The 20,966-nt window shown below is 71.7% G+C and carries 17 protein-coding genes and 1 pseudogene; 9 read left to right on the forward strand and 9 right to left on the reverse strand.

Annotated elements, in window-relative coordinates:
• Nucleotides 1-53: 53 nt before the first annotated feature.
• Together IE274_RS28620 and IE274_RS28625 are read right to left on the reverse strand one after the other, a co-directional pair.
• On the reverse strand, nucleotides 54-1,136 hold the full coding sequence (locus IE274_RS28620) for a M20 family metallopeptidase (protein ID WP_190118908.1): 1,083 nt from the start codon (nucleotides 1,134-1,136) through the stop codon (nucleotides 54-56).
• Between the two features lie 323 nt (nucleotides 1,137-1,459).
• Entirely contained in the window at nucleotides 1,460-2,482 is a 1,023-nt protein-coding gene (locus IE274_RS28625) for a dipeptidase (RefSeq protein WP_190118800.1), read from the reverse strand.
• Between the two features lie 461 nt (nucleotides 2,483-2,943).
• On the opposite strand from IE274_RS28625, the gene IE274_RS28630 reads away from it, so the two are divergent.
• The gene (locus IE274_RS28630) at nucleotides 2,944-4,026 is read left to right on the forward strand and encodes a serine hydrolase domain-containing protein (protein ID WP_229909861.1); all 1,083 of its coding nucleotides are present in this window, start codon (nucleotides 2,944-2,946) and stop codon (nucleotides 4,024-4,026) included.
• Between the two features lie 173 nt (nucleotides 4,027-4,199).
• Here the strand turns inward: IE274_RS28630 and IE274_RS28635 are convergent, their stop codons facing one another.
• From IE274_RS28635 to IE274_RS28645, 3 genes are all read right to left on the reverse strand, one after another.
• Entirely contained in the window at nucleotides 4,200-5,813 is a 1,614-nt protein-coding gene (locus IE274_RS28635; RefSeq protein ID WP_190118801.1) for a PucR family transcriptional regulator, read from the reverse strand.
• Between the two features lie 327 nt (nucleotides 5,814-6,140).
• Nucleotides 6,141-6,656, reverse strand: coding sequence for a lytic polysaccharide monooxygenase auxiliary activity family 9 protein (locus IE274_RS28640; protein ID WP_190118802.1), 516 nt, complete (start codon nucleotides 6,654-6,656; stop codon nucleotides 6,141-6,143).
• 188 nt (nucleotides 6,657-6,844) lie between these two features.
• Complete coding sequence (locus IE274_RS28645) at nucleotides 6,845-7,465, reverse strand: TetR/AcrR family transcriptional regulator (RefSeq protein ID WP_190118803.1); 621 nt, start codon at nucleotides 7,463-7,465, stop codon at nucleotides 6,845-6,847.
• A 238-nt stretch (nucleotides 7,466-7,703) separates the two neighbouring features.
• Between IE274_RS28645 and IE274_RS28650 the strand changes: the two genes are divergently transcribed.
• The 5 genes from IE274_RS28650 (at nucleotide 7,704) to IE274_RS28670 (ending at nucleotide 13,706) form a co-directional block, all read left to right on the forward strand.
• A complete protein-coding gene (locus tag IE274_RS28650; protein WP_190118804.1) occupies nucleotides 7,704-8,333 on the forward strand; it encodes an MSMEG_1061 family FMN-dependent PPOX-type flavoprotein in 630 nt (209 codons plus the stop codon).
• A gap of 98 nt (nucleotides 8,334-8,431) precedes the next feature.
• The gene (locus tag IE274_RS28655) at nucleotides 8,432-9,340 is read left to right on the forward strand and encodes a PDR/VanB family oxidoreductase (protein WP_190118910.1); all 909 of its coding nucleotides are present in this window, start codon (nucleotides 8,432-8,434) and stop codon (nucleotides 9,338-9,340) included.
• Nucleotides 9,341-9,462: 122 nt separating this feature from the next.
• Nucleotides 9,463-10,590, forward strand: a complete 1,128-nt coding sequence (locus IE274_RS28660) for an FAD-dependent monooxygenase (protein WP_229909862.1) — start codon at nucleotides 9,463-9,465, stop codon at nucleotides 10,588-10,590.
• Between the two features lie 114 nt (nucleotides 10,591-10,704).
• On the forward strand, nucleotides 10,705-11,685 hold the full coding sequence (locus IE274_RS28665) for a helix-turn-helix transcriptional regulator (protein WP_190118805.1): 981 nt from the start codon (nucleotides 10,705-10,707) through the stop codon (nucleotides 11,683-11,685).
• A gap of 116 nt (nucleotides 11,686-11,801) precedes the next feature.
• The gene (locus tag IE274_RS28670) at nucleotides 11,802-13,706 is read left to right on the forward strand and encodes a S9 family peptidase (protein WP_190118806.1); all 1,905 of its coding nucleotides are present in this window, start codon (nucleotides 11,802-11,804) and stop codon (nucleotides 13,704-13,706) included.
• Between the two features lie 116 nt (nucleotides 13,707-13,822).
• On the opposite strand, the pseudogene IE274_RS28675 reads toward IE274_RS28670, so the two are convergent.
• Nucleotides 13,823-14,029: pseudogene (locus IE274_RS28675) on the reverse strand (leucine zipper domain-containing protein); the annotation flags it as partial.
• Between the two features lie 101 nt (nucleotides 14,030-14,130).
• Complete coding sequence (locus IE274_RS28680) at nucleotides 14,131-14,574, reverse strand: winged helix-turn-helix transcriptional regulator (RefSeq protein ID WP_190118807.1); 444 nt, start codon at nucleotides 14,572-14,574, stop codon at nucleotides 14,131-14,133.
• 115 nt (nucleotides 14,575-14,689) lie between these two features.
• Here IE274_RS28680 and IE274_RS28685 point away from each other — a divergent pair, with 115 nt between their 5' ends.
• A complete protein-coding gene (locus IE274_RS28685) occupies nucleotides 14,690-15,955 on the forward strand; it encodes an MFS transporter (RefSeq protein ID WP_190118808.1) in 1,266 nt (421 codons plus the stop codon).
• A 47-nt stretch (nucleotides 15,956-16,002) separates the two neighbouring features.
• Here the strand turns inward: IE274_RS28685 and IE274_RS28690 are convergent, their stop codons facing one another.
• The gene (locus IE274_RS28690; protein WP_190118912.1) at nucleotides 16,003-17,232 is read right to left on the reverse strand and encodes a glycosyltransferase; all 1,230 of its coding nucleotides are present in this window, start codon (nucleotides 17,230-17,232) and stop codon (nucleotides 16,003-16,005) included.
• A 607-nt stretch (nucleotides 17,233-17,839) separates the two neighbouring features.
• Between IE274_RS28690 and IE274_RS28695 the strand changes: the two genes are divergently transcribed.
• Nucleotides 17,840-18,487, forward strand: coding sequence for a response regulator transcription factor (locus tag IE274_RS28695; RefSeq protein ID WP_190118809.1), 648 nt, complete (start codon nucleotides 17,840-17,842; stop codon nucleotides 18,485-18,487).
• Between the two features lie 24 nt (nucleotides 18,488-18,511).
• On the opposite strand, the gene IE274_RS28700 is transcribed toward IE274_RS28695, so the two are convergent.
• Nucleotides 18,512-19,345, reverse strand: a complete 834-nt coding sequence (locus IE274_RS28700; protein WP_229909863.1) for a crotonase/enoyl-CoA hydratase family protein — start codon at nucleotides 19,343-19,345, stop codon at nucleotides 18,512-18,514.
• A gap of 210 nt (nucleotides 19,346-19,555) precedes the next feature.
• Between IE274_RS28700 and ccrA the strand changes: the two genes are divergently transcribed.
• The gene (gene ccrA / locus IE274_RS28705) at nucleotides 19,556-20,929 is read left to right on the forward strand and encodes a crotonyl-CoA carboxylase/reductase (RefSeq protein ID WP_190118810.1); all 1,374 of its coding nucleotides are present in this window, start codon (nucleotides 19,556-19,558) and stop codon (nucleotides 20,927-20,929) included.
• Nucleotides 20,930-20,966: the final 37 nt, after the last annotated feature.

The raw sequence follows: 20,966 nt of genomic DNA on the forward strand, positions 1-20,966 counted from the left end.
CGGGATGGGTGATCCGCTCGGGATGGTCGATGCGTTCGGGATGGTCGGTCCGTTCATCGCAGTGCTCCGACGAGGTGGGCAAGGAGCCGGGCGCGTTCCGGCATGGTGGCGGTGATGACGTGCTCGTGGTCGGCGTGCGCGCCGTCGCCGACCGCGCCGAGGCCGTCGAGCGTGGGGCAGCCGACCCCGGCGGTGTAGTTGCCGTCGGAGGCGCCGCCGACCGCCGTCTGCCGCAGCGGGTCGAGGCCGAGTTGCGCGGCCTGTCCGGCGGCCAGGGCGAACAGCTTCCGGGAGGCGTCCGGGTCCAGGGGCGGCCGGTTGGGGCCGCCGTCGATCTGCAGGTGGGCTCCGGGGAGCTGCGGCTCCAGGTTCTTGATGAGCCGGTCGACCGCTTCCTGCGCGGCGGCGGTGGGGACGCGGACGTCCACGCTCAACTCGGCCTGCGCGGGCACGGTGTTGCTCGCACTTCCGGCCCGCATCACCGTGGGCGTCACGCTCGTCCCGGGCCCGGTGGAGGCGGCGACGCTGTCGGCGACGCCCTGCAGGGCCAGGAGCTGGTGGGCGAGTTCGGTGGCCGCGTTGATGCCCTTCTCCGGTTCGAGGCCTGCGTGCGCGGCCCGGCCGTGGACGGTGATCTCGTACAGGGACACGCCCTTGCGGCTGGTCTTCAGGGCACCGCCGGGCGCCGAGGCCTCCAGGACGAAGGCGGCCGAGCACTGGCGCGCCATGTCCTCGATGAGCCCGCGGGAGGTGGCCGAGCCGGTCTCCTCGTCGCCGGTGACGAGGACGCAGAGGCCGTCGAGGGAGGGCAGCGAGGCCAGGGCGTGGAACATCTGGACCAGACCGGCCTTCATGTCGAAGACGCCGGGGCCGCGGGCGATGCCCCCCTCCACCGACCAGGGGTGGGTCGTCAGGGAACCGATCGGCCAGACGGTGTCGTGATGGCCCAGCAGCAGGACGCGCGGTGTGCCGAAGGTCCAGCGCAGGTGGGTGACGCCCTCGATGACCAGCGTGCGGGGTGCGGCACCGAGCAGGCGGCGGCCCTGGGCGGCGACCACTTCGGCGCTGCGGGCCACGGCCGCGAGATCGGCCGAGTAGGACTCGCAGGTGACGAGTTCTTCGAGGTCCGCGAGCATGGCGTCCAGGTCCGGCGCCTGGCCTGGCTGTCGGCCTGCCTGGGCGGCGGGGCTTTCGTCGTCGTGTGGCACGGGTGGGTCCTCCAGGGTGGATTGAGCGCCACGCCGCACTCGCGGGCGAGCGCCGTGTGCGTGGTGAGGTGACGGCCTGAGCGGGGCGGTCGACGCGCGCGTGGTCGAGGTCGGCCGTGGGGCGGACGGGGTCCGGCGCAGGCGGCCGGGGCCCGACCCGACCGAACGCCGGGCGCCCGGCGGGGCGTGGGGCGCGCGACGCCCGGCGGGACGCGGGACGTGCGCGCCGTCCGCGCGGCTCGGCCGGGGTGTCAGCCCAGGTGTTTGTTCATCAGCTGTCGCATGTTCCCGCCCAGGATCTTCAGGACGTCCTCCTCGGGCAGGCCCCGGCGGAGCATGGCCTCGGTGACCTGGGGCATGTCGGCCGGGCCTGCCATGCCTGGGAAACGGAGCATCGGGTCCTCGTCGTCGGCGTTCTCGCAGCAGGGCGGGGTGAGGTCCGCGATGATCTCGTCGAGGAAGTCCGCTCCCAGGCCGACGTGGTCGATCCCGGCCACGGACACGATGTGCTCGATGTGGTCGACGATCCGGTCGACGCTCACCTGCGCCGCGTCGTCGGTGAGGAAGTCCGCGACGAAGTTCACGCAGACCAGGCCGCCCGTGTCGGCCACGCCGCGGATCTGCTCGTCGGTGAGGTTGCGGTGGTGGTCCCGCAGCGCGCGGGCGCAGGAGTGGGTGGCGATCAGCGGGCGGGTGGCGAGCTCCAGGACATGGGCGACGCCGCTTGCCCCCAGATGGGAGATGTCGAAGAGCACGCCCAGGCGTTCCATCTCCCGCAGCGCCTCGACACCGGGAGCGGTCAGCCGGCTGCCGGTGGCGTCCTCCCGGCTGCCGTCGGCGAGCGGCGTACGTCCCCAGTGGGCGATCGAGGCGATCCGTACGCCGAGCCGGAACAGGGTGGAGAACAGCTCGACGGAGGCGTCGACGCCGGGTGCGCTCTCCAGGGCGAGCACGAGGGCGATCTTGTTCTCGGCGAGGGCCCGGTCGATGTCGGCGCCGTTGCGGCACAGGGCGACGTGTGCGGCGTTGGCCTCGGCGAGGACGTGGGCGCACTCGATCATGCGGAGGGTCTGCCGGAGTGCTCCCTCGGGGCGGTACTGGTCGTCGATGAACACCGGCAGGACCTGGATGTCGATGCCGCCCTCGCGCAGCTGCGGCAGCCACCGCTCCCCGAAGAAGCTGCCCCAGCGCTGCGGAGGGCGGGCGGCGACGGCCATGAGGAGGTCGTTGTGGGCATCGGCCACGACGGCGCGGTGATGCAGGTCCAAAGACACGACGGAACCTTTCGCGTGGCAGGGCGCGGGCGCGGCCCGGCGGCTCTTCGCTGACGGGCGGCGCGGGCAGGGTCAGGCAGCGTCCCGGGGCGGGACGGCGTCCGGATGATGCGGGCGTACGAGACACAACGTACGCACGACGGACCCTCGGGATCTTGGTCCGGCGGGACAAACCAGCAGGTCGATGCTTGGCCGTGCGGACAAACCCGAGGTGGGGAGGGGTCTTTAGAGTGGCGAACCACTACCCCCCCCATAACCCCCTGAACCTCCCGAACCCCCTGAACCTCTTGGATCCCCTGACCCGACTGCCCGAGCGCCCGACTGCCCGAGCGCCTGATCGCCCGGGAGTGCACCCGCCCCCCGGCGCCGGACCTCACCGCCTACACCGCACGTATGTTGAAGGAGACACCATGCGACGCAGGACAAGCGCTGCCGTGATCTTGTCTTTCACAGCCTCTCTGATGACGGCTCCTGCCGCTTCGGCCGATTCCGCCGGGGCCGCCGGGTCACCGAGGTGTGACGCCAAGCCCATCCAGGCGGCGCTCAAGGCGCTCAAGGGCGTCGGTGCCTCGGGGATCAGCGTGACGGTGAAGAGTCCGCGCTGCGGCGTACAGAAGAGCGGCGTCGGCCTCGCCGACATCAGAACGGGCCGCAAGGCCGTCGGCAACGAGCACAGCCGCATCGCCAGCAACACCAAGACCTGGGTGGCCACGGTCGTGCTGCAGCTGGTCGGCGAGGGCAAGATCAAGCTCGACGGCAAGGTCGACGACTACCTGCCCGGCCTGATCCGCACCAAGCACTACGACGGCCGCAAGATCACCATCCGGCAGCTGCTGCAGCACACCAGCGGCCTGCCCGACTACCTGGAAGCGCCCTACTGGGAGAACGACGAGAAGCACCGCTGGGATCACACCGAGCCCCTGCTGACGGTCAAGCAGGCGCTGAAGCTGCCCCCGCCCGACGACCGGACCCCGGACGGCTTCTCCTACTCCAACACCAACTACAACCTCGCCGGACTGATCGTCACGAAGGTGACAGGGCGCAGCATCAGCACCGAGATCAAGCAGCGGATCGTCAAGCGCCTCGGGCTGCGCGAGACCTACTGGCCCGGCGACCGCGTCACGATCCGCAAGCCCGATCTGCGCGGCTACGTGGAGCGGAACGGGCGGCTGGTGGACAAGACGGAGTGGAACGTCTCGGCGGCCGACGCGTCGGGAGCGCTGGTCTCCTCCGCCGGGGACGTGACCGCCTTCTGGACGGCGCTGCTGTCCGGGAAGCTGCTGGCCCCGGCCCAGTTGGCCGAGATGAAGCGGACCATTCCGGACGACTCCGCGGGACGCTACGGCCTGGGAGTCGAGCGGTACGAGCCCCGTCCGGGTCTCGTCGCCTGGGGGCACAGCGGCTACATGGAGACCGGCCACAAGCTCAGGAACGCCGTCACCGACGACGGCAAGCGGGCTGTGACCCTGCTGATCGGCTCGGAGTCGTTCAACGAGGACAAGGTGGACTCCGTCATCAACCGACTCATCCGCGACCTGCGCTGACCCCGGCGGGCGTGCGCCGCCGCCGACCCGGCGGGCGTGGCGCCCCTTTGATCCGCCACCGGAACACATCGTGGGAGTGTGCCGGTGGCGCCTCACTGCGCCTCAGGCGCGTCGTCGCCGCACTCCGCCCCACGCGCGTCGTCGCCGCACTCCGCCTCAGGCGCGTGGCTGTCTCACTGTGCCTCAGGCGCGTCCGCGAACCCGGCTCCGGCCGCCCCGCCGATCCCCGCCAAGGTCCGCAACTGCAGCCAGAGAACCAGCCGTTCATCGGGGTTCTCCAGGTCGATTCCCAGCTGCCGACCGGCCTGCTTCAGTCGGTAGCGGCAGGTGTTGGGGTGGACGGAGAGCACCTTGGCGGCGCTCGCCACGTCGCAGCTCGCGTCGAACCAGGACACCAGGGTGCGGGCGTAGTCGGTGCCGTGCTCGACGTCCGCCGCGAGGACCCGCCGCCAGGCACCCGCCTCGAACTCCCGCTGCCCGCGCATCACTTCGGAGAGCCGCAGCAGCGTCACCCGGGGGCGCACCTCGTCGACCGTGGCCACCGGCAGCGCGTCGCACAGGAGCCGCAGGACCAGATCCGCGTCCGCCCGTGAATCCGCCACCCCGCCGAGGTCGGGCACCACCGCGCCGAGCGCAGCCCGCACCGGCACCCGCAGCGACTGCCCGGCCCGGCGCACGATGTCCTCCGCCAGCTGCCGGTGCCGCCGCTCGCCCGTCGTACGTTCCTGGGACGCGTGTGCCCCGCCCGACTCCCCCGGCGCGGGCAGCAGCGCGTACACCACTCCGTCCAGGAGTACGCACGCGTGCCGCCCGTAGCGCGCTTCGCACTGCAGGCGTACGACGTCGAGGAGCCGCAGCGAGGTCCGCTCGGCGTCCGGCACGCTCGCCCCGGAGTCCAGCACGAACGCGGCCACGCGCACCGCGTCGAGGCCCAGGCGGTGCGCGGCCGTCGAGGCGTCCGCCGAACCGTCGAGGAGTCGGCGCAGCAGGTCGGTGTTCTGGTGACGGGCCAGTTCCTGGGCCGCGCGGGTACGCAGCAGGAGCAGCGCCGCCGTGGACGCGCCCTGGGCCACGGTCTGCTCGGCGTCCGGGGCGAGCGTGCCGTCGTCGACCACCCACACCGAGCCGAGCGCCTCGCCCCCGGCCCGCACGGCGGTGGCGAGCCGCGGCAGGACGCCCGCCTTGAGCGGGGGCAGCCGCACCGGTTTCTCCGAGGCGAACACCAACCGGACCTGATCCGCGTTGTCCAGGCTCCCCGGGACCTGCAGGCCGAGAATCCCCTGACGGCGGTCCTCGTCGACGGGCTGGCCGGGCACGGTGGAGTACGCCAGGATCCGCCCGCGCGGATCCTCCACGGCCGTCGCCCCACCGGTCGCGGCGGCGATCGCGTCGGCCAGCGCGAACAGGTCCCCCACCCCACCGCCGTGGGTGGACCGGCCGTCGATCGCCGAGGCCAGCATCAGGTGCACGTGGTGCCAGGCCGCTTCCTCGTCGACGGTCAGCAGCGCCACCCCGCACGCCTCGGCCTCACCGACCGGCCCGTCCGCGCCCCGCACCACGACCCCGGCCATCCCGGCGTCCGCCGCGGCGCGCACCAGCGGCCCGGCCGCGGCCGCCGGCACCCCGACCGCGAGCAGCAGGGCGCCGGGCGCATGGGGCAGCGGCACCTGCGCGTCGTACAGCAGCACCTCGGTGACCGGGGTGGCGGGCCCGGCGGGCGCGGTGTGCAGCCGCAGCGACTGGCTACCGACGACGTCCACCAGGTCGCCGAGCGTAAAGGCGTCCATGGGTGCTCCTCACCGCGTCGGCCCCGGATCCGGCCGGGCTGCCGCCCTGGCAGCCCAGATTGCTCCCCCGCAGCACCCGACCGATTAGCAGATCCCAACAGAAACGTAGGCTCCTGTTGTCCACTTTCACAACCCTGGTCGCTTAATGGGTCGATGCGCGTCCCATGTGCAGAGCGCGGAGCCGCAGGGGCATCCGACGTACGCGGCGGGTCTCGATCCACTCGCATCGACCACGCGTCTCGCGTCGGCCACACGTGGTGACGGCCCGGCGCCCCGCGGGCACCGGGCCGTCGAGCGGCACCTGACGGTGGTCGGTCGGACTTCTTCTCAGCGGATGTTGACGTCGATGCAGGCGTAGAAGGCGTTGGCCGTGTCGCCGATGTTCCAGACCGCGAGGACCTTGTGCCTGCCGGTGGCGCTGCCGAGGTTGACCTGGTGCGAGACGGTCGCCGGGGGCTGCTGGTTGCCGCCGTCGATGGTGGCGACCTTGGTGCCGTCGACGAAGTACTCGTAGTTCGCGGTGCGGTGCCGGGCGGTGAACGTCCAGGTGAACGTCTGCGTCCTGCTGACGTCGCTGACCCGCCAGCCCTTGCTGTCGTTGTCGAGCTCCGCGAACCTCGCGTTGCCGCCGCTGCAGCTGCGCAGACCCTTGGGGCCCTCGACGCTCTGCGGTTCCCACTTGATCTCGCCGCACGACACCGTGCCCTGGGCGCACTGCGCCTGGCGGCTCGCGGGTGCGTTGACGTATCCGTGCGCGCTGGCCGAACCGGTCGGCAGGGTGAGGGCGAGGACCGGCGCCAGACCAGCACCGATCATGGCGGCTATCTTCCGCTTCCTGTCCATGCGTACTCCTTCACGGCATTGCTTCATGGGGGGGGACGTGAAGTGCTCTCGTGGGGGGTGGAGGCACGGCAGCACGCTGTGGACAGTGGGGCCAGATGTTCACGACTGCCGATTAGTCTGGACCATAGACTTTGGCAGGTTACGGTCAAGGGTGATTTCGGGCCACTTCCGGGGGCGCCGGTTACCGGTCAGCCGAGGGTCAGATACCGCGTGACCATGGCGACGAGTTCGTCCTCCAGGCGGCGGACGTCGACCGAGCGCGGCGCGGCGACGAGCTGGTGGACGATGCCCCCGACCGCGGACACGACGAGGTGGGCGGCGACGTCGATGTCGGTGACGCGAACCTCGGGGTGGCTCGCGAGCAACTCCCGCGTGTGGGCCACCTGTTCCCGCTCGTGCCGGGCCATCCGCTCCACCAGCTCGGGGGCGTGCGGCGTCTGCTCCATCATGACCTGCAACAGCTTCGGGTCGTCGAGGTGGTTGTCGATCACAGAACGCACGTATCCGCGCATGATCGCCTCCAGCGAGTCGGGCCGGTCGCCGTCCCGGTGTTCTTTGAGCGAGAGCACCCCGGCGTCGAGGTGCCGGGTCACCAGCTCGAGGAGGATCGTGTCCTTGTTCGGGTAGTACTGGTACAGCGAGCCGATCGAGATCCGGGCCCGTTCCGCGATCCGATTCGTGGTCCCCGCCGCATACCCGTGTTCGGCGAAAACGTGAGCAGCCGCCGTCAGGATGCGCTGCCTGGTGAGCTCGGCCCGCGCCTGACGGGGCTGTTTACGTGCCCGAAGCGAGTGCCGGTCCGCCGCCATGCCACCCTCCTTGCCGCGCCGCGAAAGCGAGTAGCGCAGGATGCGAGTAATTACTCACAATAGTGCCATGACCTGCGCGTAAGCGGTGCCCGGCCGATGCGGGCGTGCGGTCTGGGCCCTCGCACGGGGCACACCGCGTCCCAGACCGAGTCCGCGCACCCCTTCGCCCCTTCGCCCCTTCAGCCCTTCAGCCCTTCAGCCCTTCAGCCCTTCAGCCCTTCAGCCCCAAGGAGCCTTCGTGACGCAAGTCCGTGTCCGCCCCCGGCGGCTTTCACCCGAAGAAGTCCGCGAGCGGCTCGGCCGGCCCGACGCCATGGTCGAGGCGAAGATCCTCGACCGTATCGACGAGCACTTCCGCCGCTTCATCGCACACTCCCCCTTCCTCTCCCTGGCGACGGCGGACGCGGCGGGCCGCGCCGACTGTTCGCCGCGCGGCGACTACCCGGGCTTCGTGAAGGTGCTCGACGAGCACACCCTCGCGATGCCCGACCGGCCCGGCAACAAGATCGCCGACTCCTTCCGGAACCTGGCGGAGAACGACGGCGTCGGACTCTGCTTCCTCATCCCCGGCGTGCGCGAAATGCTCCGGGTCAACGGCAGCGCGTACGTCACCGATGAGCCCGATGTCCTCGCTCGGATGCACACCGAGGGCCGGGAGGCGGTACTCGCGCTGGTCATCGAGGTGGAGCAGGCCTACTTCCACTGCGGCCGCGCGCTGGTCCGCTCCCGGCTGTGGGACCCGGCCAGCCAGGCGCTGGCCGACGAGATGCCCTCGGCGGGCGAGCTGATCACATCTCAGTTGGGCTGGGACGTCGAACCCAAGGTCGTCGACGAAGGCCTTGAGGACGCCTACCACTCGCTCTACTGACGCGACATGACCCACCGTCGCGCGCCCCGCCGATCCGTCCACCCGCCACAGGTCCGTCCGCTCCGCTCGACCATCCCCGAGGTGAATCAGCGATGCAGGTGCAGCACACCGTCATCGACCGCGTCGACCATGCAGCCGAGGACGTCGTCTCGCTCGTCCTGCGCGCCACCACCGACTCCCTGGCGCCCTGGGAACCGGGCGCGCACATCGACCTGACGCTGCCGAACTGGCTCACCCGCTCGTACTCGCTGTGCGGGGATCCCGCCGACCGGGACCGCTATCGCGTGGCGGTGCGCCACGACCCGCTCAGCCGGGGCGGCTCGGAGTACATCCACCACTACCTCCGTGCGGGCCGCGCCCTCGACGTGTCGCTGCCCCGCAACCACTTCCCGCTCCTGCCCGCGCCGCAGTACCTCTTCCTGGCCGGTGGGATCGGCATCACCCCGCTGCTGCCGATGCTGGCCGAGGCCGTCTCGGCGGACGTCCCCGCCACCCTGGTGTACGTGGGCCGGTCGACGTCGACCATGCCCTTCGCCGAGGAACTGCGCTCGCGCTACGGCGACCGGGTGCGGCTCGTCGCCACCGGCCAGGACGGCCGACCGGACCTGGCGGCCCTGGCCGCCGAGCTGTCGCCGGACGCCCTGGTCTACTGCTGCGGCCCCGCCCCGATGCTCGCCGCGGCCCAAGCGGCCTTCCCCGCACCCCGGTTGCACACCGAACGTTTCCGCCCGGCCGCCCGTACCTTCGCCCCGAACACGCCGTTCGACGCGGTGTGCGCCCGCTCGGGACACACGGTCCCGGTCGCCGCCGACCAGTCGCTCCTGGACGCCCTGAACCGCGCCGGGCACCCGGTGCCCTCGGGCTGCCGCGAGGGCGTCTGCGGCAGTTGCGAACTCACCGTGCTCTCCGGCGACCCGGAACACCGCGACGACATCGGCGCCCCCGCCGGTCGCATGTACGCGTGCGTGTCGCGGGCGCTCACACCGGAGTTGCACCTGGACCTCTGACGGGACCGGCGGGGCCGTCCGGCGACCACTTGCCGACAGTGGATGACCGCCGCCCGATGCGGACAAGGCGAAGCGCCGCCGCGCCCTACGGTTTCGGGGAAATCGGCACTCTGGAGGCGTACATGGACAACTATCGCGGTGCGCGGACGGCCGTGATCGTGGGTGCGGGTGTGGCTGGTCTGACAGCGGGCATTGCCCTGGCCCGTGGCGGATGGCAGGTGGAGATCGCCGAGATCGGCCCGCCGGAGGCGGATACTGGTTGGGGGTTGTGCTTGACCGGTCCTTCGCTGCGCGCGCTGGCCGAGCTGGGGCTCGTGGACGCGTGTCTGGCCGAGGGCTACGGCATGCGCACGATCACGCATGTGGACGTGGACGGGGAGCCCGCGGGCGAGGTGGAGTTGCCGCGTCTGATCGGTGCGCGGCGGCCTGCGATGGCCGGTATCGCGCGCCCTGTACTGCATCGCATCCTGCACACGGAAGCCGAGCGGTGCGGCGTAGTCGTGCGCCACGGAATGAGCCTTGTCGCGGTGGATCAGGACGGGGAGCTGGTGCGCGTGGCGCTGTCGGACGGGACGGTTCGCAGGGTCGCGCTGCTGGTGGGCGCCGACGGGATCCGCTCCTCGACGCGGGGGCTGCTGGGGTTCGCGACCCCGCTCGGCTTTCACGGGCAGATGGTCTGGCGGGCCCTGGTGCCCCGCCCGCCGTGGGCCACCGGGATCCAACAGTTCGCCGGGAAGACCGACACGGCCGGTCTCGTGCCCCTCACGGACAGGCAGGCGTATGTGTTCCTGACAGAGAACGGAGTGGAGCGAAGCGTCCTGCCCGACGCCGACCTCGCCCCGTGTCTGCGGCAGTTGCTCGAGCCCTTCCCGGGGCGGGTGGCGGAGATCCGCTCCCTGGCATCCGAGTCGGAGTCGGTGGTGCGCCGCCCCGTGCTCACGGCGCTCCTGGAGGGCGACTGGCACCGGGGGGCCAGCGTGGTCATCGGTGACGCCGCGCACGCGCCCGCACCGCAGATGGCCAGTGGCGCCGCCCTGGCCATCGAGGACGGGCTCGTGCTGGCCCGGGAACTCGGGCGGCACGAGTCCGTCGGGGCGGGGCTCCGGGCGTTCGTCAGCCGACGCACGCAGCGGTGCCGGACGCTGGTGGAGACCTCGGTGGCGATCGTCGGCCTGGAGCAGGCGCGGCGCCACCACGAGGCGTACGGCCTTGTCGATTCCTGCCACCGGCTCATGGCCGAGCCCGCGTAGCCGTCCGGCGCGACGGGCGGCCCGCCGGCCTGCCGTGCCCGCGCCCGAACCCGCCGACCGCCCTGGCGGACAATGGGCCCGCCGGACAAGCCCCAGGGAGGTGCCCCCACCACCGTGCCGACGCCGCTGCGCAACCACCTCATCACCAGCTCCCAGAACCCCGCCGACCTGCTCAACGCCGCCACCCGCCTGTTCGGCGGCGCGGTCGCCACCTCGCCCCTGGGAGAGCTGTGCGGGGGCGAGCACGAACTGCGCGGCGTCGCCGCGCACGACTTCGCGGTGGGTTACTTCGTCTCGCCACTCGGCGTACGCGTCGCCCCGGCCGGGGGGCGTACCCGCGGCTCCTACTTCGTCAACATCGGTGTGTCCGGTGCCATTTCGGCAGCCTGCGGTGGCCTGCGGGTGACCCTCGACGAGGTGACGGCGGGCGTCGTCAACCCCGGAGACACCCAGGAACTGCGGCCCCTGCGCAGCCGGAAGACGCGGTTCCTGGGCCTGCGGATCGACGCCGCCCTGGTCGACCAGGAATTCGCCGCGCTGACCGGGCGTCCGCCGGTGTCGTCCGTGCGCTTCGACTTCGCCCTCGACCTCGCGAAGGCCAAGGGCCGGGCGGTGCGGCTCCTCGTCCGGTCCCTCCTCGAACAACTGGACTCGGGAGACCCCCTGTTCCAGCGCCCGGAGCTGCAGCGCAGCCAGGTGCGCTGCCTCGTCACCGCCCTGCTCCTGGCCCAGCCGCACTCGCACACCGGCGAGCTGCACGACGGTCCGCGACCCGGCTACCCGCGCACCCTGCGCGCGGCGCTCGCGTTCATCGAAGCGAACCTCACCGAGCGCATCAGCCTCGACGGCATCGCCGCTGCCGCGGGCTGCAGCCCGCGGACCCTCAGCTCCGCCTTCCGCGGCCGACTCGGCATCTCGCCCCTGTCGTACGTGCGCGACCTGCGGCTCGACCGGATCCGTGCGGACATCCTCGCCTCCACCGACCCCGTCGGCACGATCGCCTACCGGTGGGGCGTCTCGCACCTCGGCCGCTTCGCCCGCGCGTACCGTGACCGCTTCGCCGAACTGCCCTCCGACACGGCGGCCCGCAGGTAGCCCGACCTCCCCCTCCCGCACGTCGCGTCACTTAGTGACATAGTGTCCCTTGAGGACATCGAGCGGGGAGCTGTCCCGCGCCGTCGCGGGCGCCCCGTACCAAGAGGAGTGCCCGTATGCCCGCCCCCGCGCATGAGGTCCCCCGGCTCTCCGTCGAGGACCTGTTCGACTCCCCCGTCCGTGCCGGTGCGGTGATCTCGCCCGACGGCACGAGGATGGCCTACCTGGCGCCCTGGCAGGGCCGGCTGAACGTATGGGTGGAGAGCCTCGACTCGGACGAGGAGGCGCGGTGCGTGACCGCTGACGACAACCGCAGCGTGCACGTCTTCCACTGGACGGACGATCCGCGCTGGCTGCTGTACGAGCAGGACGGCGACGGCGACGAGCTGTGGCACGTCTACCGGGTCGACCTGACGGACCCGGATGCCGAGGCCGTCGATCTCACTCCCTTTCCCGGCGCCATGGCACTGGGGTTCGACAGGGTGGCCGCGCGGCCGGGCAAGGCGTCCCTGCATCTGAACGCGCGGAACCCGGTCGAGTTCGACCTCTACGAACTCGACATCGCCACCGGCGAGTTGACCGTCCTGGCGCAGAACCCCGGCCAACCCGCGGGCTGGATGCGCACGCCCACCGGAGAGCTGTACGCCCAGTCCCTGACGGCCGACGGTGACATCGAGCTGGCCCGGTGGGACGCCTCGGCGGAGAAGCTGAGCCCGATCGCCACGTTCGACGGCGCCGACTACCCGCTGGGCATTCAGCCGTTCGAGCTCACGCCGGACGGGACCGGCGTATGGATGGGCTCGAATCGGGGCAGCGACCGGACGCGCCTGGTCCGGTTCGATCTGGCCACCGGCGCGGAGGCCGATGTCGACAGCCACCCGGTCTTCGACCTCGACACCCGTCGCGCCGTCTTCCCGACGCTGCCGTCGCCGCTCATCCGCAACCCGTACACCGGAGCGCTCCTCGGGGCGCGGTATCTCGGCGAGCGCCAGGCCGTCCACGCTCTGGACCCCCACTTCGCCTCCGTGCTGCGGAAGGTGGAGCAGCTGTCCGACGGCGACCTGGGCGCCGTGTCCTGCGACGCGAGCGGGCGGCGCTGGATCGTCGGCTTCGTCCACGACCGCGACCCCGGCGCCACGTACTTCTACGACCACACCACCGGCGAGAGCCGACTGCTCCACCGGCCCTTCCCGCACCTCGACCCGGACACCCTGGCCCCGATGGCGCCGGTCACGATCCCCGCACGTGACGGGCTGCGCCTGCCCGCCTATCTGACCCTGCCTGTCGGCGTCGCCCCCGCCGGGCTGCCCCTGGTGCTGCTGGTCCACGGCGGCCCCTGGTTCCGGGACAGTTGGGGCTACCACCCCGTGGTGCAGCTCCTCGCCAACCGCGGCTATGCGGTGCTGCAGGTCAACTTCCGCGGCTCGACGGGCTACGGCAAGGCGTTCCTGAAGGCCGGTATCGGGGAGCTGGCCGGGAAGATGCACGACGACCTCATCGACGCGGTCGACTGGGCCGTCGAGCAGGGGTACGCGGACCGGGACCGCGTCGCCCTCTTCGGTGGTTCGTACGGGGGGTACGCCACCCTGGTCGGCGTCACGTTCACGCCCGACGTCTTCGCCGCCGCGATCGACTCCTGCGGCCCCTCGAACCTGGTCACCTACCTGGAGACGCTGCCGGAGTACGCGCGGCCCGGCCTGGTCAACAACTGGTATCTGTACGCCGGTGACCCGAGCGACCCCGAGCAGGCGGCGGACCTCCTGGCCCGCTCCCCCAGCAGCCGGGTGGACGAGATCCGCACCCCGCTGATGGTCGTTCAGGGTGCCAACGACATCCGTGTCGTCCAGGCCGAGTCCGACCGGATCGTGGACGCGCTGCGCGCCCGGGGCGTCGACGTCGAGTACATGGTCAAGGACAACGAGGGCCACGGATTCGTGAACCCGGACAACACCATCGACATGTACCGCGCGGCCGACCGCTTCCTGGCCCGGCACCTGGGCGGACGGCCGGACACGGAGTAGCCCGCCCCGCGCCCTGGGCTTCCCGGCTCGCCCAGGGCGTGTGCGACGGGTCAGACACGCCCTAGATGTATTGACTCGCAGGGTTGTTGACGCGGCTGATGGGTGGGTGGCCGCCGAGTGCGGTGTGGTGTCGTGTGAGGGCGGCTGGAGCGGTCGTGCAGCCCCTGCTCGCCCTCGGCCCGCCAGCGGCGAACCCACTTGTGGGCCGTGACGCGCGAGATGCCCATCTCGGCGGCGACATGAGCCACAGGACGGCCCGCGCGGACCCGTTCGACCAGCAGTCGCCTGCCGTAGAGGGTCAGCCGGGCATTACGGTGGAACACGAAGGCCTCCGTTCGGTGAAGATTCGACACCTCCACCGCACACGGGGGCCTTCGCCCTGTTCAAGCCCCACCAGCGTTAACAACGCTCGTGATCAATACACCTAGACCTTGCGGACGGTGGTGTCGTCGGGGTCCAGCCGTCGCCCGTCCGCGGCCAGCACTTCCAGTGCGCGCAGGCGCTCTCCCTGTCGGCGGTCGACGAGCTGTGAGTGCGGTTCGCCGGGGGCGAAGAAGTTCCGTTCGCCCCACTGGCGCAGGGCCACGATGACGGGGAAGAGCGCCTTGCCCTTCGGCGTCAGTACGTACTCGCGGTAGGCGCTGCCGTCCGAGGCGGGCACGGATTCGAGGACACCGCCCGCGACCAGGGAGCGCAGCCGGGCGGTGAGGATGTTCTTCGCCACGCCGAGGCTGCGCTGGAACTCCCCGAAGCGTCGGCTCCCGTCGAAGGCGTCCCGCACGATCAGCAGGGACCACCAGTCGCCGATCGCGTCCACCGACCGGGCGACGGGACATTCACTGTCGTCGAAGCGCGTCCTGGTCACCACGGCGTCCCTCGTCTCTTCCGGCCGTTCCCACGCTGGTTGCAACATGCTACCAAATGCGGCTACCGTCGCCGTCATTGTTGGTAGCAAGATGAAACCAGATGTGCGGAGGGGTGCCATGCCCGAAAACAGCGAGGCCGTGACGCGACGGACCGAGGCCGGGAGGCGCGGGGGTTCCGCGTACGTCCTGTCCCGTGGTGTCGTCGTGCTGTTCGCCGTCGCCTGCGGGGCCGCCGTGGCCAACGTCTACTTCTCCCAGCCGCTCCTGGTGACCATGGGCGACGACCTCGACATGAGCCCGGCACTGGTCGGCAGCGTGGTCACCCTCACGCACGTCGGCTACGGACTCGGACTCTTCTTCCTCGTGCCGCTGGGCGACATGACCGACCGACGACGGCTCATCGTGACCCAACTCCTTTTCCTGATCGGGGCGTTGGCCGTGGTGAGCGCAGCGCCCACGGCGGCGGTCCTGCTCGTGGGCATGGCCTCGGTGGGGCTTCTCGCGGTCGTCACGCAGACGTTGGTGGCCTTCGCGGCGTCACTGGCCGCGCCCGCCGGGCGGGGCCGGGTCGTCGGCCTGGTCACCAGCGGCGTGGTCAGCGGAATCCTGCTCGCCCGCACCGCATCCGGCCTCATCGCCGACCTCGCGGGCTGGCGCTCCGTCTACCTCGCTTCGGCGTCGCTCACCGCGCTGCTCGCCCTGGTCCTGTACCGCGTGCTGCCGCGCCACAGCGCCGCTCCGCCGACCGCCCTGCGCTACGGACAGCTCCTGCGCTCCACGGTCACCCTGTTCGCACGGGAACCGCTGCTGCGGCTCCGGGCCCTGTTCGGCCTGCTGGTCTTCGCCGCCTTCAGCACCCTGTGGAGCAGCGTCGCGCTGCCGCTCAGCGAGGCCCCGTACTCCTGGTCCCACAGCGCGATCGGGGCGCTCGGCCTGATCGGTGTCGCGGGCGCACTGGCCGCGACCGTGGCGGGCCGCCTCAACGACCGCGGTCTCTCCCGACGGACCACCGGCATCGCCCTCGCGCTGCTCGCCGCGTCGTGGCTGCCGTTGGCCTGCGCCCGCAGCTCGCTCTGGGCCCTGGTCGTCGGCGTGATCCTCCTCGACCTCGCCGTGCAGGCGGTCCACGTCACCAACCAGACCCTGATCTACGCGCTGCACCCGGACGCGGGCAGTCGGCTGATCGGCGGATACATGGTCTTCTACGCGATCGGCAGCGCCACCGGCGCCATCGCCGCGACCTCCCTCTACACGGTGGCGGGCTGGGGCGCCGTGTGTGCGCTGGGAGCGGCGTTCAGCTGCCTCGGCCTCGCGCTGTGGGCGGTCACCCGGCACCGCGCCCCGGAGCCTGCCGCCCACGTGACCTCGCACGCCGAAGGGTGAGCGTTCCCGCCGGACGCAAGCCGGACGCCGGGCGCCCGGAAGGCCTTTCAGGCGTCCAGCGCCCGCCGGAGCGCCGCCTCCACCGGGCCCACGGCGTCCTCGGCGGCGAGCCGGGCCGCGAGCGTACCGGCGCGTTCCCGGTACGACGGGTCGCTCGTGGCGCGGACGAGCGCGTCGGCCAGGCGGGCGGCGGTGAGCCGGGGCAGGGGCAGCGCGCGGGGCGCCGTGCCCAGCGCGGTGAGGCGGGCGGCCCAGAACGTCTCGTCGAACTGGACCGGGACCGGCACGGTGGGCACTCCGGCGCGCAGACCGGCGGCGGTCGTGCCCGCTCCGGCGTGATGGACCACGGCGGCCATGCGGGGAAACAGGCGGCTGTGGGGCACGTCGCCGATGGTGAGGATGTCGTCGCCGGTGGCTGTCAGACCCGCCCAGCCCCGCTGGATCACTCCGCGCAGGCCCGCCGTCCGCAGGGCGCGGACGATCTGTTCGCTGAGCCGTCCGGGGTCCGGGACGGTGGCGCTGCCCAGGCCTACGTAGACCGGTGCGGGGCCGGCGGCCAGGAAGTCCTCCAGTTCCGCGGGCAGTCGGCCCGTCTCGTGCGGCCACCAGTAGCCCACGACGTCGAGGCCGGGCCGCCAGTCGGCGGGGCGGGGCACGATGTGCGGACTGAAGCCGTGCAGGACCGGCCAGCGCCCGCGTTCGCGCGCGCGGCGGGTGGCCGCGAGGCTGCTCGGCGGCAGGCCCAGTTGGGCCCGGACGTCACGGGCGGCGTCGGTGAAGATCCGCTCGATGACCGCGTTGACCGCGTGTCCGGCCAGCCGGTTCCCGGTGCGGCTCAGGGAGCGCAGCCCGGCCATGGGAGGCGCGAACTCACCGGTGGGGTGGACGGGTTGAAGGTTGACGCCGACGCTCGGCAGTCCGAGGCCGTCGGCGATGGCGCACCCCAGGGGGGCGATCGCGCCGGACAGCACGAGCACGTCGCTGTCCTTCGCCGCCTCGACGAGACCGGGCGTCAACTGCCCTGCCACCGACTTGGCCAGCGCCATGACGCGCAGCAGCTTGCCCATGCCGGTCCCGCTGCGGTGCAGGCCGCGGCCCCGGTCCGAATGCGACTCCGCCTTCGGGTCGACCGGCAGGGCGTGAAAGCGGACACCGGAGCCGTCCGTCAGGCTCGCGAACAAGCCGTGGGTCACCAGGGTCACGTCGTGTCCGGCGGCCACCAACTCGGCGCCCAGACCGGTGAAGGGCGCCACGTCGCCCCGTGAACCCGCCGTCATGATCGCAACACGCACAGACAGCAGTATGGCCAGCCCGCGCACCGCGCCGGGCGGGAAACGCGCCGGTCGGCCGGTATCGGCCACGCGTGGGACGCGCGATGGTGGCCGCGAGGTCGCGTGGGCCGCTGTCGGCCCCGATTCGCCGACCTGCGCAAGTCTCCGCGAGTTCACCGATATGGACACCACCGGTACCAGGAGTACCGTACGGTTTCTCGTACACGGTACGACGAGTGGCTGCCGATTAACGGCGCGCCCGTGGCAGTCTCTAGCCAGTCGGCTGGCTTTTATTGAACGGCCGGGAAGGAACGACTCAATCCGATCGCGGAATGTCCAACGGGGTGTCGAGGAACGATAGATTCCGGTCTCGGAATGTCAACGGGGTGTTGTCTCACGACTGATTAAGTGATGTTGAATGGCTCCGAGTCCCGGCCTGACCAGCCCGCGGGAGTCAGCCGCGGGGCAGGTCCATGGGCCGCACCCACCGCAGAGCCCGCATCTCCCACCCACGCCGCCCGCACGGCGGCGTCCGGTGCGTGGCCGCCGTCGCATCTCGGAGCATCGCAGACCCGACCAACTTCCGCTGCACTCACTGTGTGAGGAGTTCTCCATGCAAGCGTTAGGTGTCCTCGTCGTGGACCGGCATCCCGTCATCAGGTACGCCCTCTCATCCCTGCTGGACACCAGAGTGGCGTGGACCGCCGAAGCGGACACGAGCGACGAGGCATGGAAGGTCGTGCGGAACTCCTGCCCGGGTGTCGTCGTCCTCGAACTGGAGCTGGAAGGCACGACCAGCGGTGCCGATCTGTGTCAGCAGGTGAAGGCGATGGAGGACTCGCCCCGGGTCGTGGTCTTCACCGGGGACACCTCACCCGGCGCCGTGGTCGCCGCGATCTCGGCCGGGGCCGACAGCTTCCTACACAAGAGCGTGGGCAGCGCGGAACTGGTGGACGCGGTGGTGCGCACCCACCTCGGCCAGCGCATGTGGATCCTCGGCAAGAACGAGCCCGATCCCATAGACGTACGGAGTGTCACGCCCGACGGGCTGCCCGCCATCACACGGCGGGAAGAAGAGGTACTGAGCCTCGTGCTGCGCCGGTACACCAACGAGGAAATCGCCGGTGAACTCTCCCTGGCCCCGCAGACGATAAAGAATCAAGTCAGCAGCGCGCTGCGGAAACTGGGCGTCAACGGCCGCCGCGAACTGTTCCGCAAGTACTCCTTCCAGGCGGGAATGACTACCGGAGCCAGAGGCTGACCGGCCGGACCGCCCCCGCGAATGTCATCCCCTCCCGCCCGAACGCCCCTCGACGAAATCGCGTGCTCCGGCGCGCGCGTCAGGGGAATCGATGATGTCGGACAACAGCTCACGATGAGACCGGTACTCGTCGGCCAGCTCCCCGTCGCGCGCCCGGGCGAGGACGGCCTTGCTCGCGAGGACGGCGTGGTCCGGGTGCGCGGCGATCCTCTCCCCCAGTTCGCAGGCGGCCGCGAGAGCCGTCCCTGCGGGCACGACGCGGTTGACGAGACCCAGCGCGAAGGCACGCCCGGCGTCGATCGGTTCGCCGGTCAGAGCCATCTCCATCGCCACGACGGGCGCGATCGCGCGCGGCAGCCGCAGCAGCCCACCGGCCGCGGCCACCAGTCCCCGGCGCACCTCGGGCAGCGCGAACACGGCGTCGGCCGACGCCACCACCATGTCGCAGGCGAGCACCATCTCGAAGCCACCGCCGACCGCGGCCCCCTCCACGGCGGCGATCAGCGGCTTGACGGGCGGACGCTGTGTCAGGCCGCCGAAGCCGCGGTCCGGCAGCGAGGCGCGCTCGCCGCGGGCGAAGGCCGCGAGGTCCATCCCGGCGCAGAACGCCGGCGGGGTGCCCGTGAGGACGCCCACCCGCAGCTCCGCACGGTCGTCCAACTCCGCGAACGCCGATGCCAGTTGCTCCGCCATCGCGCGGGTCAGCGCGTTGCGCACCCGGGGCCGGTTCAGTCGCACCACGAGGATCGGGCCGCGCCGCTCGACGATCACATCGGTGGCGCCGCCGTCGGCACGGTCCCGCGCTCCACGGCCGCCGTCCGCCTCGGCCGAGCGGCCCTGCCTGAGCTCTCCGGTCACACCTCTGCCCACCCTGGATCGGCACGTTACGGGGGTCGGACCAGTCAGCGTAGTGGGGGCGGCAGCGGCCACCTACGTCCTGGAAGTACTCGTCCTGGCACCCGTTTGAGTACCCCCGATGCCTGTACGGGCGCGCCCGCGCACGCGTGCAATCCGTATGCGGGAGGGGGGGTCGTCCCCCGGTACCGCCCGATGAGGGAGAGGTGTGCCATGGACGCGCTGACGGAGGCCCTGCTGGCCGCTGCGCCGACCCACGAGTGGGAGGGCCTGGCGCCGCCCTCCACCTACCTGGCGGCGCATCTGCGGGCCGAGGACGTGGACCGGTTCGCCCCCGGCGAGGAGCGCGACGTCCGGACCACCCTGCACGTCGACACCGTACCCATGCCCGAACTGGCCCCGGACGAGGTGCTTGTGGCGGTCATGGCCAGCTCCATCAACTACAACACCGTCTGGTCGGCCACGTTCGAGCCCGTGCCGACGTTCTCCTTCCTCCACCGCCTGGGCCGCCAGGGCGGGTTCGCCGCCCGCCACGACCAGCCGTACCACGTGGTGGGATCCGACGCGGCGGGCGTGGTCGTGCGTGCCGGGGCGGGCGTGCGCCGCTGGGCCGCGGGGGACCACGTCGTCGTGAGCTGCGTCCAGGTGGACGACCAGGAACCGGCGACGCACGCCGACGGCATGCTGGGCGCCGAGCAGCGCATCTGGGGCTACGAGACGAACTTCGGCGGCCTCGCCCACTACGCGGTGGTGCGGGCCAGCCAACTGCTGCCCAAGCCCGCGCACTTGACGTGGGAGGAGGCCGCGTCGGTGCTGCTCACCGCGGCGACGTCGTACCGCATGCTGGTGAGCGACAAGGGCGCCCGGATCAAGCAGGGCGACATCGTGCTGATCTGGGGCGCGGCCGGCGGCCTCGGCGGCTACGCCCTGCAGATGGTGAAGAACGCCGGGGGCATCGCTGTCGGCGTCGTCGGTTCGGAGCGCAAGGCCGAGGCACTGCGGCAGCTCGGCTGCGACGTCGTCATCAACCGCGCCGACCTGGGCCTCGGCACGGGGTCCGAGCGCACCCCGGAGGAGACCATCGAGCTGGGCAAGCGGCTCGGGCAGGCCGTCCGGGACGCCCTCGGCGAGGATCCGCACGTCGTCTTCGACTACGTCGGCAAGGCGACCTTCGGACTCTCCGTCTTCGTGGTGCGGCGCGGCGGCACCGTGGTCACCTGCGGCTCCAGCACCGGCTACGACCACCACTTCGACAACCGCTACCTGTGGATGAACCTCAAGCGCATCGTGGGCAGCCACGCCGCCAACCTGCAGGAGCAGTGGGAGTGCAACCGCCTCTTCCAGCTCGGCCGCCTCACCCCCGTCCTCTCCGACGTGTATCCGCTGGAGAAGGTCGGCGAGGCGGCCTCCCTGGTCCAGCGCAACGAACACCTCGGCAAGGTGGGCGTGCTGTGCCTGGCGCCCGAGCCCGGGCTCGGCGTCACCGACCCCGAGCGGCGCCTGGCCCTGGATCCCGAGGGCCGCAACCCCTTCGCGGCCGGGCGGCCCGCGACCGGCCGCCGGGCCTCAGAACCGGTCCGTGCCTGAGAACCGGGCATGAGAACGCGGGCATGAGAACGCGGGC

It is taken from the genome of Streptomyces flavofungini (genome assembly GCF_014650815.1).
GTDB lineage: Bacteria > Actinomycetota > Actinomycetes > Streptomycetales > Streptomycetaceae > Streptomyces > Streptomyces flavofungini.

Bases quoted from the DNA above. Each gene is read 5' to 3' on its own strand.
- IE274_RS28695 (WP_190118809.1), top strand. From the start codon at position 17,840: ATGCAAGCGTTAGGTGTCCTCGTCGTGGACCGGCATCCCGTCATCAGG.
- IE274_RS28635 (WP_190118801.1), bottom strand. From the start codon at position 5,813: ATGGACGCCTTTACGCTCGGCGACCTGGTGGACGTCGTCGGTAGCCAG.
- IE274_RS28660 (WP_229909862.1), top strand. From the start codon at position 9,463: ATGGACAACTATCGCGGTGCGCGGACGGCCGTGATCGTGGGTGCGGGT.
- IE274_RS28630 (WP_229909861.1), top strand. From the start codon at position 2,944: ATGACGGCTCCTGCCGCTTCGGCCGATTCCGCCGGGGCCGCCGGGTCA.
- IE274_RS28620 (WP_190118908.1), bottom strand. From the start codon at position 1,136: ATGCTCGCGGACCTCGAAGAACTCGTCACCTGCGAGTCCTACTCGGCC.
- IE274_RS28645 (WP_190118803.1), bottom strand. From the start codon at position 7,465: ATGGCGGCGGACCGGCACTCGCTTCGGGCACGTAAACAGCCCCGTCAG.
- ccrA (WP_190118810.1), top strand. From the start codon at position 19,556: ATGGACGCGCTGACGGAGGCCCTGCTGGCCGCTGCGCCGACCCACGAG.
- IE274_RS28640 (WP_190118802.1), bottom strand. From the start codon at position 6,656: ATGGACAGGAAGCGGAAGATAGCCGCCATGATCGGTGCTGGTCTGGCG.
- IE274_RS28670 (WP_190118806.1), top strand. From the start codon at position 11,802: ATGCCCGCCCCCGCGCATGAGGTCCCCCGGCTCTCCGTCGAGGACCTG.
- IE274_RS28685 (WP_190118808.1), top strand. From the start codon at position 14,690: ATGCCCGAAAACAGCGAGGCCGTGACGCGACGGACCGAGGCCGGGAGG.
- IE274_RS28690 (WP_190118912.1), bottom strand. From the start codon at position 17,232: ATGACGGCGGGTTCACGGGGCGACGTGGCGCCCTTCACCGGTCTGGGC.